Below are 18,073 nucleotides of genomic sequence, written 5' to 3'. Positions count from 1 at the left end.
TGCCGGCCGGTGCCCTCCAGTACGCTGTCCTACTGTGAAGGTTCTCGTACTGGGCCCCGGCGGCCGCGAACACGCCCTCGTCCGCGCACTGCTGGCCGACCCGTTCGTCCGGGAGGTGCACGCGGCTCCCGGTAATGCGGGGATCGCCGAGGACGTCCCCACCCACGCCATCGACGCGAACGATCCGGCGGCCGTCACCGCCCTCGCGCGTACGCTCGGCGCCGACCTCGTGGTCATCGGCCCGGAGGCGCCGCTCGCCGCCGGCGTCGCCGACGCCCTGATCGATGCCGGCATCCCCGTCTTCGGTCCCACGAGGGCCGCCGCGCAGCTCGAGGCGTCGAAGGCCTTCGCGAAGCAGGTCATGGCCGCCGCCGGGGTACCCACTGCGATGGCCCGCGTGGCAGCGACCGACGAGGAGGCGAGCGAGGCGCTGTGCACCTTCGGTGCCCCCTACGTGGTGAAGGACGACGGCCTCGCCGCGGGGAAGGGCGTCGTGGTGACCGACGACCTCGACGCTGCCCGCGCCCATGCCTCGGCGTGCTTCAGCGCCGGCGGCACCGTGGTCGTCGAGGAGTACCTCGACGGCCCCGAGGTCTCTCTGTTCGTGCTCTCCGACGGGCGCACCGTGGTGCCGCTCGCCCCCGCGCAGGACTTCAAGCGCATCCACGACGGCGACCAGGGGCCCAACACCGGCGGCATGGGCGCCTACTCGCCCCTCGAGTGGGTTCCTGCGACGCTCGTCGAGGAGGTGCTCAGCCGCGTGGCGCAGCCCGTCATCGACGAGATGGCGCACCGCGGGACGCCCTTCGCCGGGGTCCTCTACGTGGGCCTCGCCCTCACCTCCCGCGGACTGCGCGTCATCGAGTTCAACGCGCGCTTCGGCGATCCCGAGACGCAGGCCGTCCTGGCCCGCCTCACGACGCCGCTCGGCGGGGTGCTGCTCGCGGCCGCCAAGGGCACGCTCGACCAGATCGACCCGCTCATGTGGTCGCCGCAGGCCGCCGTCGCCGTCGTCCTCGCCTCCGAGAACTATCCGGACACCCCCGTGACGGGCCGGCGTGTCCGGGGCCTGAAGAAGGCCGCGCGCGTGGACGGCGCACACGTGCTGCACGCGGGCACGAGGCTCGACGACGGCAAGGTGGTCAGCGCCGGGGGACGGGTGCTCGCCGTCGTGGGGCTCGGCGACTCCCTCGAGGACGCGCGGGTCACGGCGTACGAGGGACTCTCACGGATCGAGCTCGAGGGCGGGCAGGCCCGCACGGACATCGCGCTCGCGGCGGCGCGCACCGGGGTCGCCGTCGGCGGTCCCGCGGGAGCGCCGGCGTGAGCGGCTTCGCACCCCCGCACCCTGAGCTGCCGGGCTGGCGGCACGTCTACTCCGGCAAGGTCCGCGACCTGTACGAGCCCGAGGACGGACCCGACGACGTCGTCCTGGTGGTCGCGAGCGATCGCATCAGCGCCTACGACCACGTGCTCGCCACGGAGATCCCCGACAAGGGGCGCGTCCTGACGCAGCTCAGCCTCTGGTGGTTCGAGCGGCTCTCCGGCATCCCGAACCACGTGGTCACCGCCGAGGTGGCCGGCGGGGTGCCGGCGGCGGTCGAGGGCCGGGCGATGATCTGCCGGAAGCTCATCATGTACCCGATCGAGTGCATCGCCCGCGGCTACCTCACGGGCAGCGGACTGCTCGAGTACAGCGCCTCGCGGACGGTCTGCTCGCTGCCGCTGCCCGAGGGGCTCGTGGACGGCTCCCGCCTGGACCCGGCGCTCTTCACGCCGTCGGCCAAGGCCGAGGTGGGCGAGCACGACGAGAACATCTCCTACGACGCCGTCGTGATGGCCGTGGGCGACGACGCCGCGGCCCAGCTGCGCGCCCTCACCCTGGACATCTACACGAGGGCCGAGGCCATCGCCCGGGAGCGCGGGATCATCCTCGCGGACACCAAGGTGGAGTTCGGGCTCGATCCCGCGACGGGTCGCATCACGCTCGGCGACGAGGTCCTCACGCCCGACTCCTCGCGGTTCTGGGACGCCGCGCTGTACGCGCCGGGGCAGGCGCAGCCCTCGTTCGACAAGCAGTTCGTGCGCGACTGGCTGACCTCGGACGCGTCCGGCTGGGACCGGCACTCCGAGCCGCCGGCACTGCCCGACGACGTCGTCGAGCGGACGCGTGCCCGCTACATCGAGGCGTACGAGCGCCTCACGGGCCGCGCCTTCGCCTGACGCCCGCAGCGCGGGCACGATGCCCGGGAGCGGATCGTTCTCCCTACGGTCCGGCCGGCAGTCCGGTCGGAGCACAAGCCCCAGGGCCGCGACGACCACCTCCTGGTCCGGCTCGTCGAATCCGGCTCTCCTCCGATCCGGCTCGTCCGGTCCGGCTTTCCTCCGAGTACTCGCGTCATCCCGTTTCCAGTCGACACAGCGCCGTGCGGACCCTCAGGGTCGCGGGCGGCGCCGAACCATCGAGGAGCACAGTGAACAGCACCCAGCACACCCCGGGCCGCTCGACCGCCCGCCGCGCAGTACACGCCGCCGTGGCCGTCGCCGCGACCGCCCTCCTGCTGCCGGCGGCGGGCGCCGTGGCAGCACCGCCGGCGTCGGCCGCCCAGGCCTCCGCCCAGACCTCTGCCCATACCTCCGTGCCCACCCATCGGGAGCGGGACCTCAGCATCCCGCTGCCCGGCGCATCCTCCGCCGAGGGCATCGCCAGGGGCAAGGGCTCCACGTTCTACGCCGGGGACCTCGGCCGCGGCGACATCTTCCGCGGCGACATCCGCGAGGGCACGGCCGAACTGTTCATTGACGCCCCCGAGGGCAGGGCCGCCGTCGGACTCAAGGCCGACGTGAAGCGTGACCTGCTGTTCGTCTCGGGCGGCGCGACCGGTCGGGCGTACGTCTACGACACCCGCACGGGGGACGCCGTCGCGGACCTCCAGCTCGCCACCGGCGAGGCCTTCATCAACGACGTCACGCTCACGCGGGACGGCGCCTACTTCACCGACTCCCGGAGCGCGGCGCTCTACTTCGTCCCGGTGGACGGCGGAGGACGGATCGGGGAGCCGGAGACCATCGCCCTGTCGGGCCCGGCGGCACTCGTGACGCCGGGCTTCAATCTGAACGGCATCACGGCGGTGGACCGCGGCAGGACGCTGATCGTGGCGCACTCCGCGAACCAGGCCCTCTACACCGTGGACCCTGGGACGGGCGAGAGCGTGGTCATCGAGACGGGGGCCCTGCCCAACGTCGACGGCATCCTCGCGAAGGGGGACACCGTCTACGCCGTCCAGAACAGGAGCAACCAGGTCAGCCGCATCGACCTGTCGAAGGACCTGTCCAGCGGGGAGGTCGAGGACGTCATCACGAGCCCGCTGTTCGACGTGCCCACCACGGTCGCGCTCTTCGGCAACACGCTGGCCCTCGCCAACGCGAAGTTCGGCGCGGTGGACCCCGGCGGCTACGAGGTGGTGACGGTCTCCGCACGCTGACGGGCCGCGGGAGCGGACTGGCCCCGAGCGACCCGCAGCGACATGCTAGTCGGCCCGCCGGCGGATGCCGGCGGGCCGACTAGCATAGGGCTGCCACGCCTGATCCGAGGGCGGGCACGTCTGCGCGCAGGGGGCGCGTGACAGCTGGGGGAGGAGCGCGGTGCAGCGGTTCGAGGAGTTCGTCATCACCCGGTCCGGCACCCTGGTGCTCGACGACCCCCGGGCACTCGCCGAGGCCTGGCGGGCGTGGGCCACCCTCTTCGATCCCGGTGCGGCGGAGCCCGCGCAGGACGCCTTCGCGGGCCTCGCCCGGCGCCTCGCACGGCGCCAGGCACACGGCGGTCCTCCTGGGTCCGCGGGCCGTACCACCCCTCTCGCGTCCTGGCGGTTCGCCGGACGGCTGCGGACCTATCAGGCCGACGTCCTCGAGCGCGTCCCGGTCGTCGCCGGCGAACCCCTGCACATCGTCGCCCCGCCCGGCTCGGGCAAGACGCTGCTCGGCCTGCTGCTCGCCGCGCGCCACGGGGCACGCGCCGTCGCGCTCGCGCCGACGGCCACGATCCGCGCCCAGTGGGTCCGCACCGCCGAAGGCCTCGAGGGCGCGGCAGGCGCCGTGTCCGAGGACCCGCACCGGCCCGGCGACCTGACCGCCCTGACCTACCAGCTGCTCAGCGTGGTCGAGGGAGGGAATCCGCTCACCGATCTCGCCGTGGCCGAGTGGACCCGGGAGCTCGTCGGGGGAGGGCGCAGTGAGGCAGCCGCGGTGCGTTGGATCGAGGACCTGCGCACGGCCAATCCGCGCGCGTTCCGCGACGGGATCCGGCGCCGCTCCCGCAGGCTCCGGCGGCACCTGGCGCAGGAGGACGCGGACGTGCTGGCGACGGCGCTGCATCCCAACGCCCGCGAACTCGTGGACCGGCTCGTCGCGCACGGCGTCGGGACGATCATCCTCGACGAGTGCCACCACCTCCTCGACCACTGGGCGCTGGTCGTCGCCTACCTGGCCTCGCGCATCCGTGCTGCCGGCCGTACGCCCCTGCTGATCGGCCTGACGGCCACGCTGCCGTCCCCCGAGGACGGGAGGGCCTACGACACCTACGAGGCGCTGCTCGGCGAGGTGGACTACGAGGTGCCGACCCCGGCCGTCGTCAAGGAGGGCAACCTCGCCCCCTACCGCGACCATGTCTGGTTCGTGGAGCCGCCCGAGGACGAGCTGACGTTCCTGCGCGAGCACGAGCGACGCCTCGCCGACCTCATCAGCGACCTGCTGGCCGGGCACGACGGCGTCGCCTACCTCGCGGCGCTGCTCCAGCCGTCGACCGGGACGGCCGACGGCGGCGACGGGCCTGCCGAGGAGCGCCTCGCCCGCGCCTTCGCCGACGACTTCGCCCTCGCGGAATCGGCGGCGCGGATGCTGCTCTCCCTTGCGCCGGAGCATCCCCTCGAGGCGCTGCTGCCCGACGGCCTCCGTACACCCCCGGAGACCGAGCAGAGCGTGCGCCTGCTCGCCCGCTACGCGCTCGACCGGGTGCTGCCCGACACCGCGCGGGCCGACCAGTGGGACCGGATCAGGCGGACGGTCGCCGATTTCGGCTACACGCTGACGGACCGCGGCGTGCGGCGGGGACGGGATCCCGTCGACACCCTCCTCGCGTCGTCCGCGGCGAAGGACGCGGCGGTGGGCGACATCCTGCGCCTCGAGCTCCAGCAGCCCACCGGCGGGCTCGTGCGCGCCGTCGTGGTGACCGACTTCGCCGTGCACGGGAACAAGCGCGGTGCCGCCGGGCCTGCGGCGGGAGCACTCCGTGTGTTCGACTCCGTCGTGGCCGATCCGACCCTCACCGGCCTGTGCCCCGTCCTCGTCACCGCGCAGCACCTCCGGATCGCCGCGCACGACGCAGGCCTCCTCGTGCCGGCGCTGTCGGAGGCCCTCGACGCCCCCGTCACCGCCACCCCGGTCGAGGGGTCGCCGGGAGTCCTCGCGCTCGACGCGGCGGGCCGGGGCTCGGCCGCCGTGGTCGGTGCGGTGTCCGCCCTGCTCGCCCGGGGGCAGGTGCGCCTGGTGGTCGGCACCCGGGGCCTGCTCGGGGAGGGGTGGGACTGCCCGGCGGTCAACACGCTCATCGACCTGACCGCCGTCGCGACGTCGTCCTCCACGCAGCAGCTCCGCGGGCGTACCCTCCGCCTGGACCCGGCCTGGCCGGAGAAGGTGGCCCACAACTGGGTGGTCACGGCCGTGATTCCCGCGAGGATCGGCCTGATGTCCGCGCCGGACATCCGCCGGATGACCCGCAAGCACGAGCGCGTGTGGGGTCTGCGGCGTGAGGACTCCACCCAGGTGGTGCGCGGGCAGTCGATCGCGCTCAGCGACGAGCAGGCGGCCCGGCTGCGTGCCCTCGAGGGCAAGGACCGGCGGCAGAGCGTGGGCGGCATCAACCAGACCACCGCGGACGCCCTGCCGTCGCGTGCGGACAGCTACCGGGCCTGGCGGATCGGGGAGCCCTACGCCGACCGTGAGGGAGCGTCGGCCGTCGTGCCCGGCGACCGTCCGAGGGCCTTCCGGACCGGCTGGACGCTCCAGGTGATCCTCGCCGGGATCCTCATCACGCTGGCCGTGGTCCTGTACCGGTTCGGAGGGCTGCTCATCGACCTCTGGCAGTCCCACGTGGCCGCAGGCCTCGCCGGCACGGCGCTCACGCTCGGTCTTGCCGGCTGGCTGGCCTGGCCGCTGTGCCGGCAGTTCGGCCTCGCCGCACGCCAGGCCTTCGGCACCGCCGAAGCGTACCGTCGGGTGGTCCGCGCGACCGCGGACGCGCTCCACGACGCCGGGCACGTGCCGACCTTCGGCGACGGGGACATCCGGGTCACGCCCGAGACGAGCGGGGAGCTGGTGGCGCGGTTCGAGCTGGAGGTGGTCGGCGGCTCGGCCACCGAGCGTCGCGTGGTCGCGACGGCGCTCGCCGAGCTGTTCGGGCCCGTCCGCACACCGAGGTTCCTCCTCCGGGTCGCCCGCGGTGAGCCGGCGTCCGTCCGTCGGCAGCCCCTCCTGCAGCTCGGCCTGTGGGTGGCCCATCTGCTCACGCCCCGGGAGCTGGCGCTGCCGGTGCCGTCCGTCCTCGGACGCCGGCGTGCCGATGCGGAGGCGTTCGCCCGGCGGTGGCGCGGGACGATCGGTGCCTGCGCGCTGGTCGAGATCGACTCCCCGGCGGAGTTCGCGCTGCTGACACGCGCCCGGCGGGACACGGCAGGATCGCCCGAGCCGCCCTTCGTGCGGGAGCACTGGTCCTGAGGACATGGGAGAGGCCCGCCGGCTGGTGCCGGCGGGCCTCTCGTCCTGCAGGGTCGGGGTGACAGGATTTGAACCTGCGGCCTCGTCGTCCCGAACGACGCGCGCTACCAAGCTGCGCCACACCCCGGTGTCGCACCCGGGAGGCCGAACCTCCCGAACCGCAACTGTCCAAGAATAGCCGAGGATCAGCGGCGAGGAAAACCGGCGCCCCGGTTCACACCAGGGAGTCCTTCCACGCCGCGTGCAACGTCGCGAATCTGCCGGTGCCGCCGATGAGGTCGGCGGGTGTCCCGTCCTCCACCACCTGGCCGTCGTGCACCACGAGCACGCGGTCGGCGATCGCCACGGTGGACAGCCGGTGCGCGATGATGAGCGCCGTCCGGTTGCCGAGGAGCTTCTGCAGGCCCTCCTGCACGAGCCGCTCACTCGGGATGTCGAGCGACGACGTCGCCTCGTCCAGGATCAGCACGGCCGGGTCGGCGAGGAACGCGCGCGCGAAGCTGATGAGCTGCCGCTGGCCTGCGGAGACGCGGCCACCGCGCTTGTTCACGTCGGTGTCGAAACCCTCCGGGAGGTCGAGGATGAAGTCCTCGGCCCCGACGGCCCGCGCCGCCGCGACGATCTCCTCGCGGCTCGCCTCGGGCCTGCCCAGGGCGATGTTGTCCGCCACGGACCCGCTGAACAGGAAGGCCTCCTGCGTCACCATGACGACGGCACGCCGCAGGTCCTCCGGCGCGAGGTCCCTGAGGTCCACGCCGTCGAGCGTCAGCCGGCCCTCGGACACGTCGTAGAAGCGGGCGATGAGCTTGGCGAGCGTCGACTTCCCGGCGCCCGTCTGGCCCACGAGAGCGACGGTCTGGCCGGCGCGGATGGACAGGTCCAGGGTGGGCAGCACCACGGGGCCCTCCCCGTAGCGGAAGCTCACCCCGTGGAAGTCGATGGCCCCGCGGGGGTGGGGCAGCGGGACGGGATGCTTCGGCGGCCGGACGGTCGGCACCTCCTCGAGCAGTCCGGAGACCTTCTCGAGCGCCGCGGCGGCCGACTGGAACGAGTTGTAGAACATGGCCATCTGGTCGACCGGCTGGAAGAACCGCTTGCTGTAGAGGAGCAGTGCGAGGAGCGCGCCGACCTCGAGCGTGCCGCCGAGGACCCTGAACCCGCCGAACACCAGCACGACGGCCACTGTCACATTGCCGATCAGGACGAGCCCGGGCTGGAAGACGCCGTTGAGGTTGATGGAGCGGACGGTGACCGTGCGGTAGTCCTCGGCCAGCTCGTCGTACCGCTTCGCGTTGACCGCCTCGCGGCGGAACGCCTTCACGGCGCGGATGCCGGTCATCGTCTCGATGAAGTGGACGATCAGTCGCGCGGACACCACCCGGGACTCGCGGTAGGCGATCTGGGAGTGCTTCTGGTACCACCGGGCGAGGAGGAACATGGGCACAGCCGCGGCCAGGATCAGGAAGCCGGTCCGCCAGTCGAGGGCGAAGATGGTGGCGGCCGTGAAGAGCATGAAGATGGCCCCGGAGGCGAGGGAGCTGACGCCCGAGTCCAGGAGTTCGCGCAGCGCCTCGAGGTCGGAGGTCTGCCGGGAGATGATGCGCCCGGAGGTGTACTTCTCGTGGAACTCGAGGCTCAGCCGCTGCGTGTGGCGGAAGACCCGCAGCCGCAGGTCCAGCAGCATGGCCTGGCTGAGCTGCGCCGTCGCGCGGACGTAACCCGCCGTCAGGACCGAGGCGAGCACCGCGGCGAGGAGGTACGTGCCGCCGGCGGTCCACAGCAGGAGGGGATCGCCGGCGATCAGGGCGGGCAGGGCGCGGTCGATGCCGAAGGCGATGATCGCGGGGCCGGCCACGCGGGCCGCCTGCGAGATGACCACCAGCAGGACCGTCCAGACGAACTGCCGGCGGTTGGGGCGGATGAGGGAACCGAGGAGTGTGAAGGACCGCGCGCGGACGGACCTGCTCCGGGCCCGGTCGAGGAGGACGTCGTCCTCGTTGAGGACGCCGGCCGACGCGGTGTCGCCCGTACCCCTGCCCGTGCCCCTGCCCCTGCCCCTGCCCCTGCCCCTGGGCGCCTCGCCGGGCGTCGCCGTGGTGCGGCTCATGCCAGCGCCTCCTCGTCGTCGTGCGCGGGTTCGTGCGCGGGGTGGGCGGTCTCGTCGGCGGTCCGGTCGGCGGGCTGCGCCGTGCGTCCCAGCTGGGCGATCTCCTCGTCGTCGAGGCTCGCGATGACGTACCGGTAGTGGTCGTTGCGGGCGAGCAGCTCGGAGTGCGTGCCGACGTCGGAGATCCGCCCGTCCTGCAGCAGCGCCACGCGGTCCGCCAGGGCCACGGTGGAGGGCCGATGGGCCACGATGAGCGTGGTCGTCGTGGTGAGCACCGCGCGGAGGGCTTCGGAGACCCGTTCCTCGGTGGCGACGTCGAGCGCCGAGAGCGGGTCGTCGAGGACCAGGACCGTCGGTCGCGCGGCGATCGCGCGTGCCAGGGCGATGCGCTGGCGCTGGCCGCCGGAGAGGCTGAGGCCCTCCTCGCCGATGAGCGTGTCCAGTCCCTCGGGCAGGTCGTGGGCGAACTGGGCCTGCGCCACCTCGAGGGCCTCGGCGAGGATCCGGTCGGCCTCCGCGCCCGTCGCGTCGGAGCCCATGAGCACGTTGTCGCGGACGGAGCTGGAGAACAGCGTGGTGTCCTCGAACGCCACGGCCACGAGCGTGCGCAGCTCCCCGAGGGTGAGCTCGCGCAGGTCCACGCCGTCGATGCTGATGCTGCCGCCCGTGACGTCGTAGAGGCGCGGCACGAGCTGGAGGAGGGTGCTCTTGCCGCAGCCCGTCACGCCCACGAGCGCCATCGTCTCGCCGGCGCGCAGGGTCAGGTCGATCCCGTCGAGGACGTCGCCGGCGTCCTGTGGGGCGTCGGGGTAGCGGAAGTGCACGGCGTCGAACACCAGGGCACCGCGCGGTTCCCCGAGGTGCACCGGGACGGCCGGATCGGTGATGGTGTTCTCGGACTCCATGACCTCGTAGTGGCGGTCGATGGCGGTCTTCGCCGTGAACGTCATGGCGAGCAGCGGACCGATGAACTCGACCGGTCCGGCGACGGCCGCGGCCGTCGCGAAGAACGCCACGAGCGAGCCGATGCTGACGTCGCCGCCCGCCGCGAGCATGATGCCGACCACGAGGGACGCACCGAGGGCGAGCTCGGGCAGCAGGGTCACGATCATGGAGAAGTTCGCGAGGGACCTCGCCTTGAAGATCTCCGTCTGCCGGAGCTCCTCGGCCTGCTCCTCGAAGTCCTCCAGCGCCTCGCGGCTCCGCCCGAACGCCTTGAGCACGCGGATACCGTGCACCGACTCCTCGACCGTCGTCGCGAGGTCACCGGCCTGGTCCTGGCTCTTGCGGGAGACACGGCTGTAGGAGGCGCGGAAGTAGTAGCCGTAGATGATCAGCGGCACGGCGGCCGCGAGGAAGATCAGGGCCAGCACCCAGCTCATGAAGAACATGATGACGACGCCGATCACCACGGTCAGCGAGGTGACCACCAGCATGATGAGGCCGAAGGCCATCCACCGTCGCATGAGGTTGAGGTCGCTCATGGCGCGGGAGAGGAGCTGGCCGCTGCCCCAGCGGTCGTGGAACTCGACGGTCAGATTCTGCAGGTGGCGGTAGAAGGACGTGCGCATGTTCGTCTCCACCGTCGTCGCCGGGGTGATGACGAACTGGCGCCGCAGCGCCACGAAGGTGGCCTCGAGGACGCCGAGGAGCAGCACGACGCCGGAGGCGATCCAGACCGTGCGGGCGGACCCGCCTTCGGCCAGCGCGTCGTTGACCAGCACGCGGAGCACCTGGGGGATGGCGAGGGCCATCACGCTCGCCCCGAGGGCGCACAGCAGCCCGAGGACGAGCCTCGGGATGATGGGCCGGACATGCGGATAGAGGCGCCCGAGCGATTCCCACAGGGTGTTCTGGTTCTTCATGCCATCTCTTCGGTGATCGATGGTTATTGGTGTCCCTCAGCAACCATCCTAGGCCAGGAGGACTGTAACGCCGATCACGTTACGGGAACCCGAAGAAGCAGGAAGGGGTGGCTAGCGCGGGCTCCGGGGAGTAAGGGTCAGGAGGACCGCCTCCGGCCGGCAGGCGAAGCGGATCGGCGCGAAGCGCGACGTCCCGATGCCCGCGGACACGTTGAGGGGGACGGAGCGGCCGTTCTGCTCCCACTGCGTGAGCCCCCGGGCGCGCCACGTGGGCAGGTCGCAGTTGCTGACCAGCGCACCGAAGCCCGGCACGCACACCTGGCCGCCGTGCGTGTGGCCGGCGAGCATCAGGTCCGCCCCGCCGTCGGTGAAGTAGTCCAGCACGCGCTGGTAGGGCGCATGGGCGACGGCGACGCGGATGTGCGGTGCCTCCGCCGAGGTGCTGCTGCCCGAGGGGTAGGGCGCGTACCGGTCGCGGTCGAGGTGCGGATCGTCGACGCCCGTGAAGTCGATGCGGAGGCCGCGGAACCCGACGGACTGGGACCTGTTCGTCAGGTCCACCCACCCGGCAGCACCGAAGGCGCTGAACATGTCGGCCCACGGCAGGTCCTGCGGCGCCGACTCCCTGGGGGCGATCGACGGGCCGGCGAAGTAGCGCAGCGGATTCTTGAACACGGGGGCGTAGTAGTCGTTGGACCCGGGCACGAAGACGCCGGGCACCTTCAGGAGCGGTTCCAGCGCCTCGAGGAGCGGCCCCACGGCCTTCCGGTGGCTCAGGTTGTCACCGGTGTTGACCACGAGATCGGGGTTCAGGCCGGCGAGGCTGTGCAGCCAGTCCGCCTTCGACTTCTGCCCGGGCACCATGTGGATATCGGACAGGTGCAGCACCCGCAGCGGCGGGGTGCCCGGCGGAAGGACCGGGACGGTCTCCTCCCGTACCTGGTACAGCGTGCGCTCCACGGTCGAAGCGTAGGCGAGGGTCGCGGCCGCAGTGGTCAGGGTCAGCCCTGCCGCCCAGCCGAGCGGTGCCCCGCTCCGGGATGTGGAAGTCGATTTCACGCTAGCCGTTGCCTCCGTTGCTGCCGTTGGTACCGGAGTTGCCGCCGGCGCTACCTCCAGTGGTACCACCCGTCACGGTGCCCGTGCCAGTGTCACCGGTGCCGGTCGCCCCGGTGTTGGTCCCCGTCGCACCGGTGTTGGTGCCGGTGCCGTTACCCGGCGCCGCGGGCCGCGCGGGGTTGACCGGCGTGGTGCCGCGCTGGGGGCCGTTGATCATGGCGGCCGGGGGATTCGCGAAGGGCTTGCCCACGTACAAACCGGGGATCTGCTGCATGAAGCGTGCCCAGGAGGGACCGGCGATCAGCGAACCGTCGATCTCGGGGTAGGTGCGGCCACCGATCTGCAGGCCGCTCAGGGAGGTGTTGCCCTCCTTCCAGTTGCCGATCCAGCTCGCCGTCGCCATGCCCGAGTTGTAGCCCATGAACCAGGTCTGCGACCGCTGGTCGTTGGTACCGGTCTTGCCGGCCATCGGGATCTCCCCGAACTCGAGGAGCTGGCCGGAGCCGGACTTGATGACCTCCTGCGTGGCATAGTTCGTGCCCTGCGCGGTCTCCTTCGAGATGGCCTGCTTGCAGTTCACGGGAGCGACGGGGTAGCTGGTGCCGTCCGCGGCGGTCACCTCGGTGATGGCGCGCGGCTGGCAGACGTTGCCCTCGGCCGCGAAGCCCGCGAACGCCGTGGCCATGGACAGCGGTGCCACGTCCTGGACGCCGCCGATGAGGCCCGGCGCGAGGACGTCGAGCTTCTCCGCGGAACCGTCCGCGCTCTTGCCGTTGTGCACGCCCATCTCGTAGGCGATGTCGAAGATCCTGCACATGTCCAGCTGACGGGCGGTCTGCATGGTGATCGTGTTGTAGGACTGGGCCAGCCCGCGCAGCACGGTGTAGGTGCCGTAGTTCGTGTCGCCGTAGTTCTGCGGCGAGTAGCCCTTCCCGTCGTCGCTCAGGACCGTGTACGAGCCGCCGGGAAGGCAGCTCGCCGGCCACTTGTCACCCTCGGGGTAGGTGCGCTTGCGGCCGTCGATCGCGGTGTTCAGCGAGCGCCCCGAGTCCACCCACGCGGCCACGGTGAAGGGCTTGAAGGTCGACCCGGGCTGGAACCCGCCCACGCCGCCGAGGCTCCTGGCGGGATCGCCGTCCTGGTACTGGTCCACGTTGAAGTTGAGCACCGAGTCGCCGGCTGCCTCGCCGGGCATGTACCGGGTGTTCTGGGCCATGGAGAGGATGTTGCCAGTCCCGGGCTCGAGGCTGGTCATGGAGTGGCCCACGGCACCGTCGGTGGTGTCGGGGTTCGCGGTCTCGTTGACCGCGGTCTGGGCTGCGGCCTGGACACGCGAGTCGAGGGTCGTCTTGATGGTCAGGCCCGCACGGAACAGCACCTTCTCGCGTTCCTCCGGCGTCTCGCCGTAGGCGGGATCGTTGAGGACGAGGTGCGTGACGTAGTCGCAGAAGTACGGGGCCTGCGCGGCGCCGACGCAGCCGCTGAGGGTCGGCGTGATGGCGAGACCGAGATCGGTCGCGACGGCAGCGTCGTGCTCCGCCTGGGTGATCTTGCCGCGCGTGAGCATGGCTCCGAGGACGATGTTGCGTCGCTGGAGGGCTCCCTCCGGGTTCGTCTCGGGGCTGTAGGCGCTCGGGCCGTTGACCAGGCCCGCCAGGAGCGCGCTCTGCGCCAGGTTGAGATCCTTGGCCTCGGTGTTGAAAAAGTACTTCGAGGCGGCCTGGACGCCGTAGGTGGTGCCGCTGAAAGGCACGATGTTGAGGTAGCCCTCGAGGATCTCGTCCTTCGACATCTCCTTCTCGACGGCGATGGCGAGCTTCATCTCCCGCAGCTTGTCGCCGACCGACTTGCCGCCGCCGCTCAGGGTGACGGTCCCGCCGTTCTGGCGGGCGGCGTCGATCAGGACGTTGTTCACGAACTGCTGCGTGATGGTGGAGGCGCCGCGGGTCGTGCCGCTGGAGACGTTGCTGGCGATCGCGCCGAGGATGCCCTCGAGGTCCACGCCGCCGTGCTCGTAGTAGCGGTAGTCCTCGATGGCGATCAGGGCGTCCTGCATCGTCGTGGACACCTGGTCGAGCGTCACCGGCTGGCGGTTCTCCTCGTACAGGGTGGCGATGAGGGATCCGTCGGAGGCCTGGATGGTGGTCGGCTGGGCGAGCGCCTCACGTTCCATCTCGGCGGGCAGCTGCTCGAAGAACTGCAGCGAGGCCGACGCGCCCGTGCCGGCGGCGGCAGCCACGGGCACGAGGAGGCCTGCGGCGAGCACACCCGCAAGACCGCTGATCCCGAGGAACGCGATGATCTTGCCGAGGGTGGTTGCCGTGTCGAAGAGGGGTGATTTGCGCGCAGCCATTATTCCAGTTTACAAGCACGCGCTAGGCTTTCCCCATGACGAAATGGGAGTACTCTACGATTCCGCTCATCATCCATGCTACGAAGCAGATCCTCGACCAGTGGGGCGAGGACGGGTGGGAGCTCGTACAGGTGGTCCCCGGACCCGACGGCAACGGCCTCGTCGCGTACCTGAAGAGGGAGAAGAGCTAGCAGTGCCTGCTGGAGATACGGCGGTTTCCGCCGTCGAGGCGCGCCTCGCGGACCTCGGCATCGCCCTTCCCGATGTGGCTCCGCCCGTCGCGGCCTACGTCCCCGCCGTCATCAGCGGCAACCACGTGTACACCTCCGGCCAGCTCCCGTTCATTGAGGGCAAACTCACAGCTTCGGGCAAGGTCGGGGCCGACGGCGGTGTCGACGCCGCGACGGCGCAGTCCCTCGCCGCCACCTGCGCCGTGAACGCGCTGGCGGCGATCAAGAGCCAGATCGGCGACCTCGACCGCATCACGCGGATCGTGAAGGTCGTCGGCTTCGTCGCGTCCGATCCCTCGTTCACCGGCCAGCCCGGCGTCGTCAACGGAGCCTCCGAGCTGCTCGGCGCCGTCCTCGGAGACGCCGGCGTCCACGCGCGGTCCGCCGTCGGCGTGGCCGTCCTCCCCCTCGACTCGCCCGTCGAGGTCGAGGTCGTCGCGGAGTTCGTCTAGACCGTGGACCGTCTCAGCACCCGACACTTCCCCGTCGCGCCGGACCAGCGCACGGCGGCGCGGAGCTGGATCGACCATGGGGAGCGCACCCCCCTGAAGGCCCGGTCGGCGTCGTCGGTGGTCCTGCTGCGTGACAGCGCGATCGGCACGGAGACCTACCTCTCCTACCGGCGCGGCAACTCGCCGCTCGGTGTGCTCGGGTTCCCCGGCGGGAGCATCGAGGAGTCCGACGACGACGACCTGCGCTGGTTCGGTCCCACACCGGCGATGTGGGCGAAGGCCCTCGGCATCGAGGACCACCGCGTGGCCCGCCGGCACGTGCTGTGCGCCATCCGCGAACTGTTCGAGGAGACCGGGGTGCTGCTCGCCGGCCCCGACGCGTCCTCACTGGTGGAGGGCACGCAGGCGAAGGAGTGGATGAAGGCGCGCGAGGCGATCAACGAGGGCGAGTGCCGCTTCACGGACATCCTCGACCGTCGCGGGCTCGGCGTCCGGACGGACCTCATCAAGCCGCTCTCGCACTGGGTGACGCCCGACTTCGCGCACCGCCGTTTCGACACGCACTACTTCGCGGCGGCGCAGCCCGTGAACCAGGAGCCGATCATCCTCGCGAGCAAGGGCGTCTGGGGGCAGTGGCGCTGGGCCGCCCAGGAGATCGCGGACCGCGACACCACGAGGCTCGGCGACGAGGTGGGCCAGCCGAACACCGTGGGCTGCACCCTGAGCGAGCTGGCGGTGCCCGCCGTCGAGATCATCCTCGAGAAGATCGGCTCCTCCCGCGGGTGCATCGCCTACCTGTCCCACAAGCGCCCGGTGAAGCTGTACCACCCGCAGCTCGCGGAGCACGACGGCGATCTGGTGCTGCAGGTCGAATGCCCGAAGCTCACCGAGGGCGGGTCGGTGCAGCGGGGGCGCTGACGCCACCGTCCCGCATCATCCCCCCGTCCCGCGTCCCCGCCCGCCCGACGCGCGGCCGTCGTGCGGTCCGACGCCGCACACCGACCACGATCGCCCGGAACCACGGAAGGCACCCGCCGCACGGCGGGTGCCTTCCGTCATTCCCGGCCGAGCCGGACAGGGCAGAGCCGGGCAGAGCCGGGCCGGGTCAGCGGCTGCGCTGGCGCAGGCGCTGGATGTCGAGGATGACGACGGCGCGCGCCTCGAGGCGGAGCCAGCCGCGCTGCACGAACTCGGCGAGCGCCTTGTTGACGGTCTCGCGCGATGCCCCGACGAGCTGGGCCAGTTCCTCCTGCGTGAGTTCGTGCGCCACGAGGATGCCGTCGGTCGCGGGGCGGCCGAAGCGGTCCGCGAGGTCGAGCAGGGCCTTGGCCACGCGCCCCGGGACGTCGGAGAACACGAGGTCCGCGAGGGACTCGTTGGTGCGGCGGAGGCGGCGGGCGAGCGCCTGCAGGAGCTGCGCCGACACCTCGGGGCGCGTCTCGAGCAGCGTCCGCAGGTCCTCGTTCTTCAGGCCCGCGAGGCGCGTCTCGGATACGGCGGTCGCCGTCGCGGTGCGCGGGCTGGGGTCGAACAGCGCCATCTCGCCGAACAGCTCGCCGGGGCCGAGGATCGCGAGCAGGTTCTCGCGCCCGTCCTGCGCGGTGCGCCCGAGCTTGATCTTGCCGGAGACGATGAAGTACAGCTGGTCGCCCTGGTCGCCCTCACGGAAGACCGACGAACCGCGGGGGAGGTCGACCTCGATCAGCTCGTCCGTGAGCGCCGCGAAGACGTCGTCTCCCAGTGATGCGAAGAGGGGCGCCCGGCGCAGTACCTCGATGTCCATGAAATCTCCTGATGAATTGCGTCGTTCCGCGGCGGTCCCCGCTGTCTTCTGCTGACCATCTTGCCGTACCGGAGCGCCTGTGACGACTGATACACGCTCCACTGCCCGGTATTCCGGGCTCCTCGGGGCCTGTCCACAGCCGGCTGCCATGCTTCTTCCCATGCTGCGCGGCTAGAATCGCACGCAGTGTCCGGAGGCGCGCGATCCTCCTGCCGTCCAGAGCCAGGAGAACGTACGTGCCCGAATTCAGCCTCGAGGGGTTCACGCTCCTCGACCTCGTGCTGGTGGTGGTCCTCCTCGGCTATCTCGTGGCCGGGATCCGCAACGGCTTCCTGGTGACCCTCGGCGGCATCGCCGGGTTCGTCGGCGGGGCCGTCGCGGCGTTCTTCGCGATCCCGCTCGTCAGCGCCTGGGTGCCCGACAACCCGTGGCGCCTCATCGCGGTCATCGGCACGGTCGTGGTGCTGGTCATCGTCGGGCAGGCCGTCGGGTCGGCGCTCGGCGCCTCCATCCGGCGCTGGTCGGACTTCCCGCCCCTGCGCATCGTGGACCGGATCCTCGGCGGCGTCGTCAACGTCGTCGTCGCCGCCCTCGTGCTGTCGATGCTCGCGTTCAGCGTCGGCACCCTGGGCGTGCCCTTCCTCTCCCAGCCGCTGGCGGCCTCGCGGGTGATCCAGGGGATCGACACGGCCACCCCGGGTCCGGTGCGCACCTGGATGGCGCAGCTGCGCACCATCGCGGTCGACGACGGGATCCCGACCATCCTCGAGAGCGTGGGGCCCGCGGCGCCGGCGGTGGTACCCGACGCCTCGGTGGACACCCCCGAGCTCGCCGCGGCGGCCGCCTCGGTGGTCCGCATCACCGGCACGGCCTTCCAGTGCGGCCAGAACCAGACCGGGTCGGGGTTCGTCGTCGCCCCGGGCCGGGTGATCACGAACGCCCACGTGGTCGCCGGGGTGGACGAGCCCGTGGTCGAGGTCCCCGGGGGCGGTGCGCTGCCGGGCCGCGTGGTGCAGCTGGACACGGCCCGCGACATCGCGGTGATCGCCGTCGACGAGCTGGGCGCCGCACCGCTTCCGCTCGGCGACGACCTCGGGCAGGGGACGACGGCGGCATTCGCCGGATATCCCGCGGGTGGCCCCTACCGGATCCAGCCCGCGAGCATCCAGGGACTCTCGCCGGTGCTGGTCAACAACATCTACGGCGCCGACCCGCAGCCGCTCCAGGTCTACAGCCTCGCCGCGAACGTGCAGCAGGGGAACTCCGGCGGGCCGCTGCTCGACCTGCAGGGCCGGGTGGCGGGCATGGTCTTCGCGAAGTCGACGGCGGACGCGCCGGTGGGGTACGCGCTGTCCCTCGAGGAGCTGCGGCCCGTCGCCGAGGGTGCACCGGAGCTCGCCGACGCCGTCTCCGCCGGACAGTGCACGCGTGGCTAGGCGGCGCCGGCTCC

13 protein-coding genes and 1 tRNA gene are annotated in these 18,073 nt (G+C 71.7%); 8 read left to right on the top strand and 6 right to left on the bottom strand.

All coding sequences use genetic code 11. The features are described from left to right. Positions 1–34: 34 nt before the first annotated feature. The 4 genes from purD (at position 35) to V6S67_RS14735 (ending at position 6,774) form a co-directional block, all read left to right on the top strand. On the top strand, positions 35–1,327 hold the full coding sequence (purD, locus tag V6S67_RS14750; protein ID WP_334210940.1) for a phosphoribosylamine--glycine ligase: 1,293 nt from the start codon (positions 35–37) through the stop codon (positions 1,325–1,327). After that, positions 1,324–2,223 carry a phosphoribosylaminoimidazolesuccinocarboxamide synthase gene (locus tag V6S67_RS14745; protein WP_334210939.1) on the top strand — a complete coding sequence of 300 codons (900 nt, stop codon included), beginning with the start codon at positions 1,324–1,326 and terminating at the stop codon, positions 2,221–2,223. Before purD ends, V6S67_RS14745 begins: the two co-directional genes overlap by 4 nt. Positions 2,224–2,474: 251 nt before the next feature. Then, a complete protein-coding gene (locus V6S67_RS14740) occupies positions 2,475–3,485 on the top strand; it encodes a hypothetical protein (RefSeq protein WP_334210938.1) in 1,011 nt (336 codons plus the stop codon). A 160-nt stretch (positions 3,486–3,645) separates the two neighbouring features. Further along, complete coding sequence (locus tag V6S67_RS14735; RefSeq protein ID WP_334210937.1) at positions 3,646–6,774, top strand: hypothetical protein; 3,129 nt, start codon at positions 3,646–3,648, stop codon at positions 6,772–6,774. Positions 6,775–6,827: 53 nt separating this feature from the next. Here the strand turns inward: V6S67_RS14735 and V6S67_RS14730 are convergent. The 5 genes from V6S67_RS14730 to V6S67_RS14710 form a co-directional block, all read right to left on the bottom strand. Then, a tRNA-Pro gene (locus V6S67_RS14730) sits at positions 6,828–6,901 on the bottom strand. A gap of 87 nt (positions 6,902–6,988) precedes the next feature. After that, positions 6,989–8,881: an ABC transporter ATP-binding protein gene (locus V6S67_RS14725; protein ID WP_334210936.1), complete on the bottom strand. Its 1,893-nt coding sequence runs from the start codon at positions 8,879–8,881 to the stop codon at positions 6,989–6,991. Further along, a complete protein-coding gene (locus V6S67_RS14720; RefSeq protein ID WP_334210935.1) occupies positions 8,878–10,746 on the bottom strand; it encodes an ABC transporter ATP-binding protein in 1,869 nt (622 codons plus the stop codon). Before V6S67_RS14720 ends, V6S67_RS14725 begins: the two co-directional genes overlap by 4 nt. A 111-nt stretch (positions 10,747–10,857) precedes the next feature. Then, a complete protein-coding gene (locus V6S67_RS14715; protein ID WP_442884813.1) occupies positions 10,858–11,805 on the bottom strand; it encodes a metallophosphoesterase in 948 nt (315 codons plus the stop codon). 1 nt (position 11,806) lies between these two features. Next, positions 11,807–14,158, bottom strand: a complete 2,352-nt coding sequence (locus tag V6S67_RS14710) for a transglycosylase domain-containing protein (RefSeq protein ID WP_334210934.1) — start codon at positions 14,156–14,158, stop codon at positions 11,807–11,809. Positions 14,159–14,193: 35 nt separating this feature from the next. Here V6S67_RS14710 and V6S67_RS14705 point away from each other — a divergent pair, with 35 nt between their 5' ends. From V6S67_RS14705 to V6S67_RS14695, 3 genes are read left to right on the top strand one after another with little or no spacing between them, the layout of a single operon-like run. Next, a complete protein-coding gene (locus tag V6S67_RS14705) occupies positions 14,194–14,349 on the top strand; it encodes a DUF4177 domain-containing protein (RefSeq protein ID WP_108724255.1) in 156 nt (51 codons plus the stop codon). Positions 14,350–14,351: 2 nt separating this feature from the next. Next, positions 14,352–14,840: a RidA family protein gene (locus tag V6S67_RS14700; protein WP_334210933.1), complete on the top strand. Its 489-nt coding sequence runs from the start codon at positions 14,352–14,354 to the stop codon at positions 14,838–14,840. A 3-nt stretch (positions 14,841–14,843) separates the two neighbouring features. Further along, positions 14,844–15,758 carry an NUDIX hydrolase gene (locus tag V6S67_RS14695; RefSeq protein ID WP_334210932.1) on the top strand — a complete coding sequence of 305 codons (915 nt, stop codon included), beginning with the start codon at positions 14,844–14,846 and terminating at the stop codon, positions 15,756–15,758. A 187-nt stretch (positions 15,759–15,945) separates the two neighbouring features. Here the strand turns inward: V6S67_RS14695 and V6S67_RS14690 are convergent, their stop codons facing one another. Further along, on the bottom strand, positions 15,946–16,623 hold the full coding sequence (locus V6S67_RS14690) for a Crp/Fnr family transcriptional regulator (RefSeq protein WP_104050098.1): 678 nt from the start codon (positions 16,621–16,623) through the stop codon (positions 15,946–15,948). Between the two features lie 236 nt (positions 16,624–16,859). Here V6S67_RS14690 and V6S67_RS14685 point away from each other — a divergent pair, with 236 nt between their 5' ends. Next, positions 16,860–18,059, top strand: a complete 1,200-nt coding sequence (locus V6S67_RS14685; protein WP_334210931.1) for a MarP family serine protease — start codon at positions 16,860–16,862, stop codon at positions 18,057–18,059. Positions 18,060–18,073: the final 14 nt, after the last annotated feature.

This window comes from Arthrobacter sp. Soc17.1.1.1, assembly GCF_036867195.1.
GTDB lineage: Bacteria > Actinomycetota > Actinomycetes > Actinomycetales > Micrococcaceae > Arthrobacter_D.
Note: the sequence above shows the minus strand (reverse complement) of the source record. Positions and strands in the feature narration are given on the sequence as shown.

What these genes read in the sequence shown, in the direction of transcription:
- V6S67_RS14725 (WP_334210936.1), bottom strand. Translation starts at nt 8,881, where the DNA reads ATGAGCCGCACCACGGCGACGCCCGGCGAGGCGCCCAGGGGCAGGGGC.
- V6S67_RS14720 (WP_334210935.1), bottom strand. Translation starts at nt 10,746, where the DNA reads ATGAAGAACCAGAACACCCTGTGGGAATCGCTCGGGCGCCTCTATCCG.
- V6S67_RS14705 (WP_108724255.1), top strand. Translation starts at nt 14,194, where the DNA reads ATGACGAAATGGGAGTACTCTACGATTCCGCTCATCATCCATGCTACG.
- V6S67_RS14690 (WP_104050098.1), bottom strand. Translation starts at nt 16,623, where the DNA reads ATGGACATCGAGGTACTGCGCCGGGCGCCCCTCTTCGCATCACTGGGA.
- V6S67_RS14710 (WP_334210934.1), bottom strand. Translation starts at nt 14,158, where the DNA reads ATGGCTGCGCGCAAATCACCCCTCTTCGACACGGCAACCACCCTCGGC.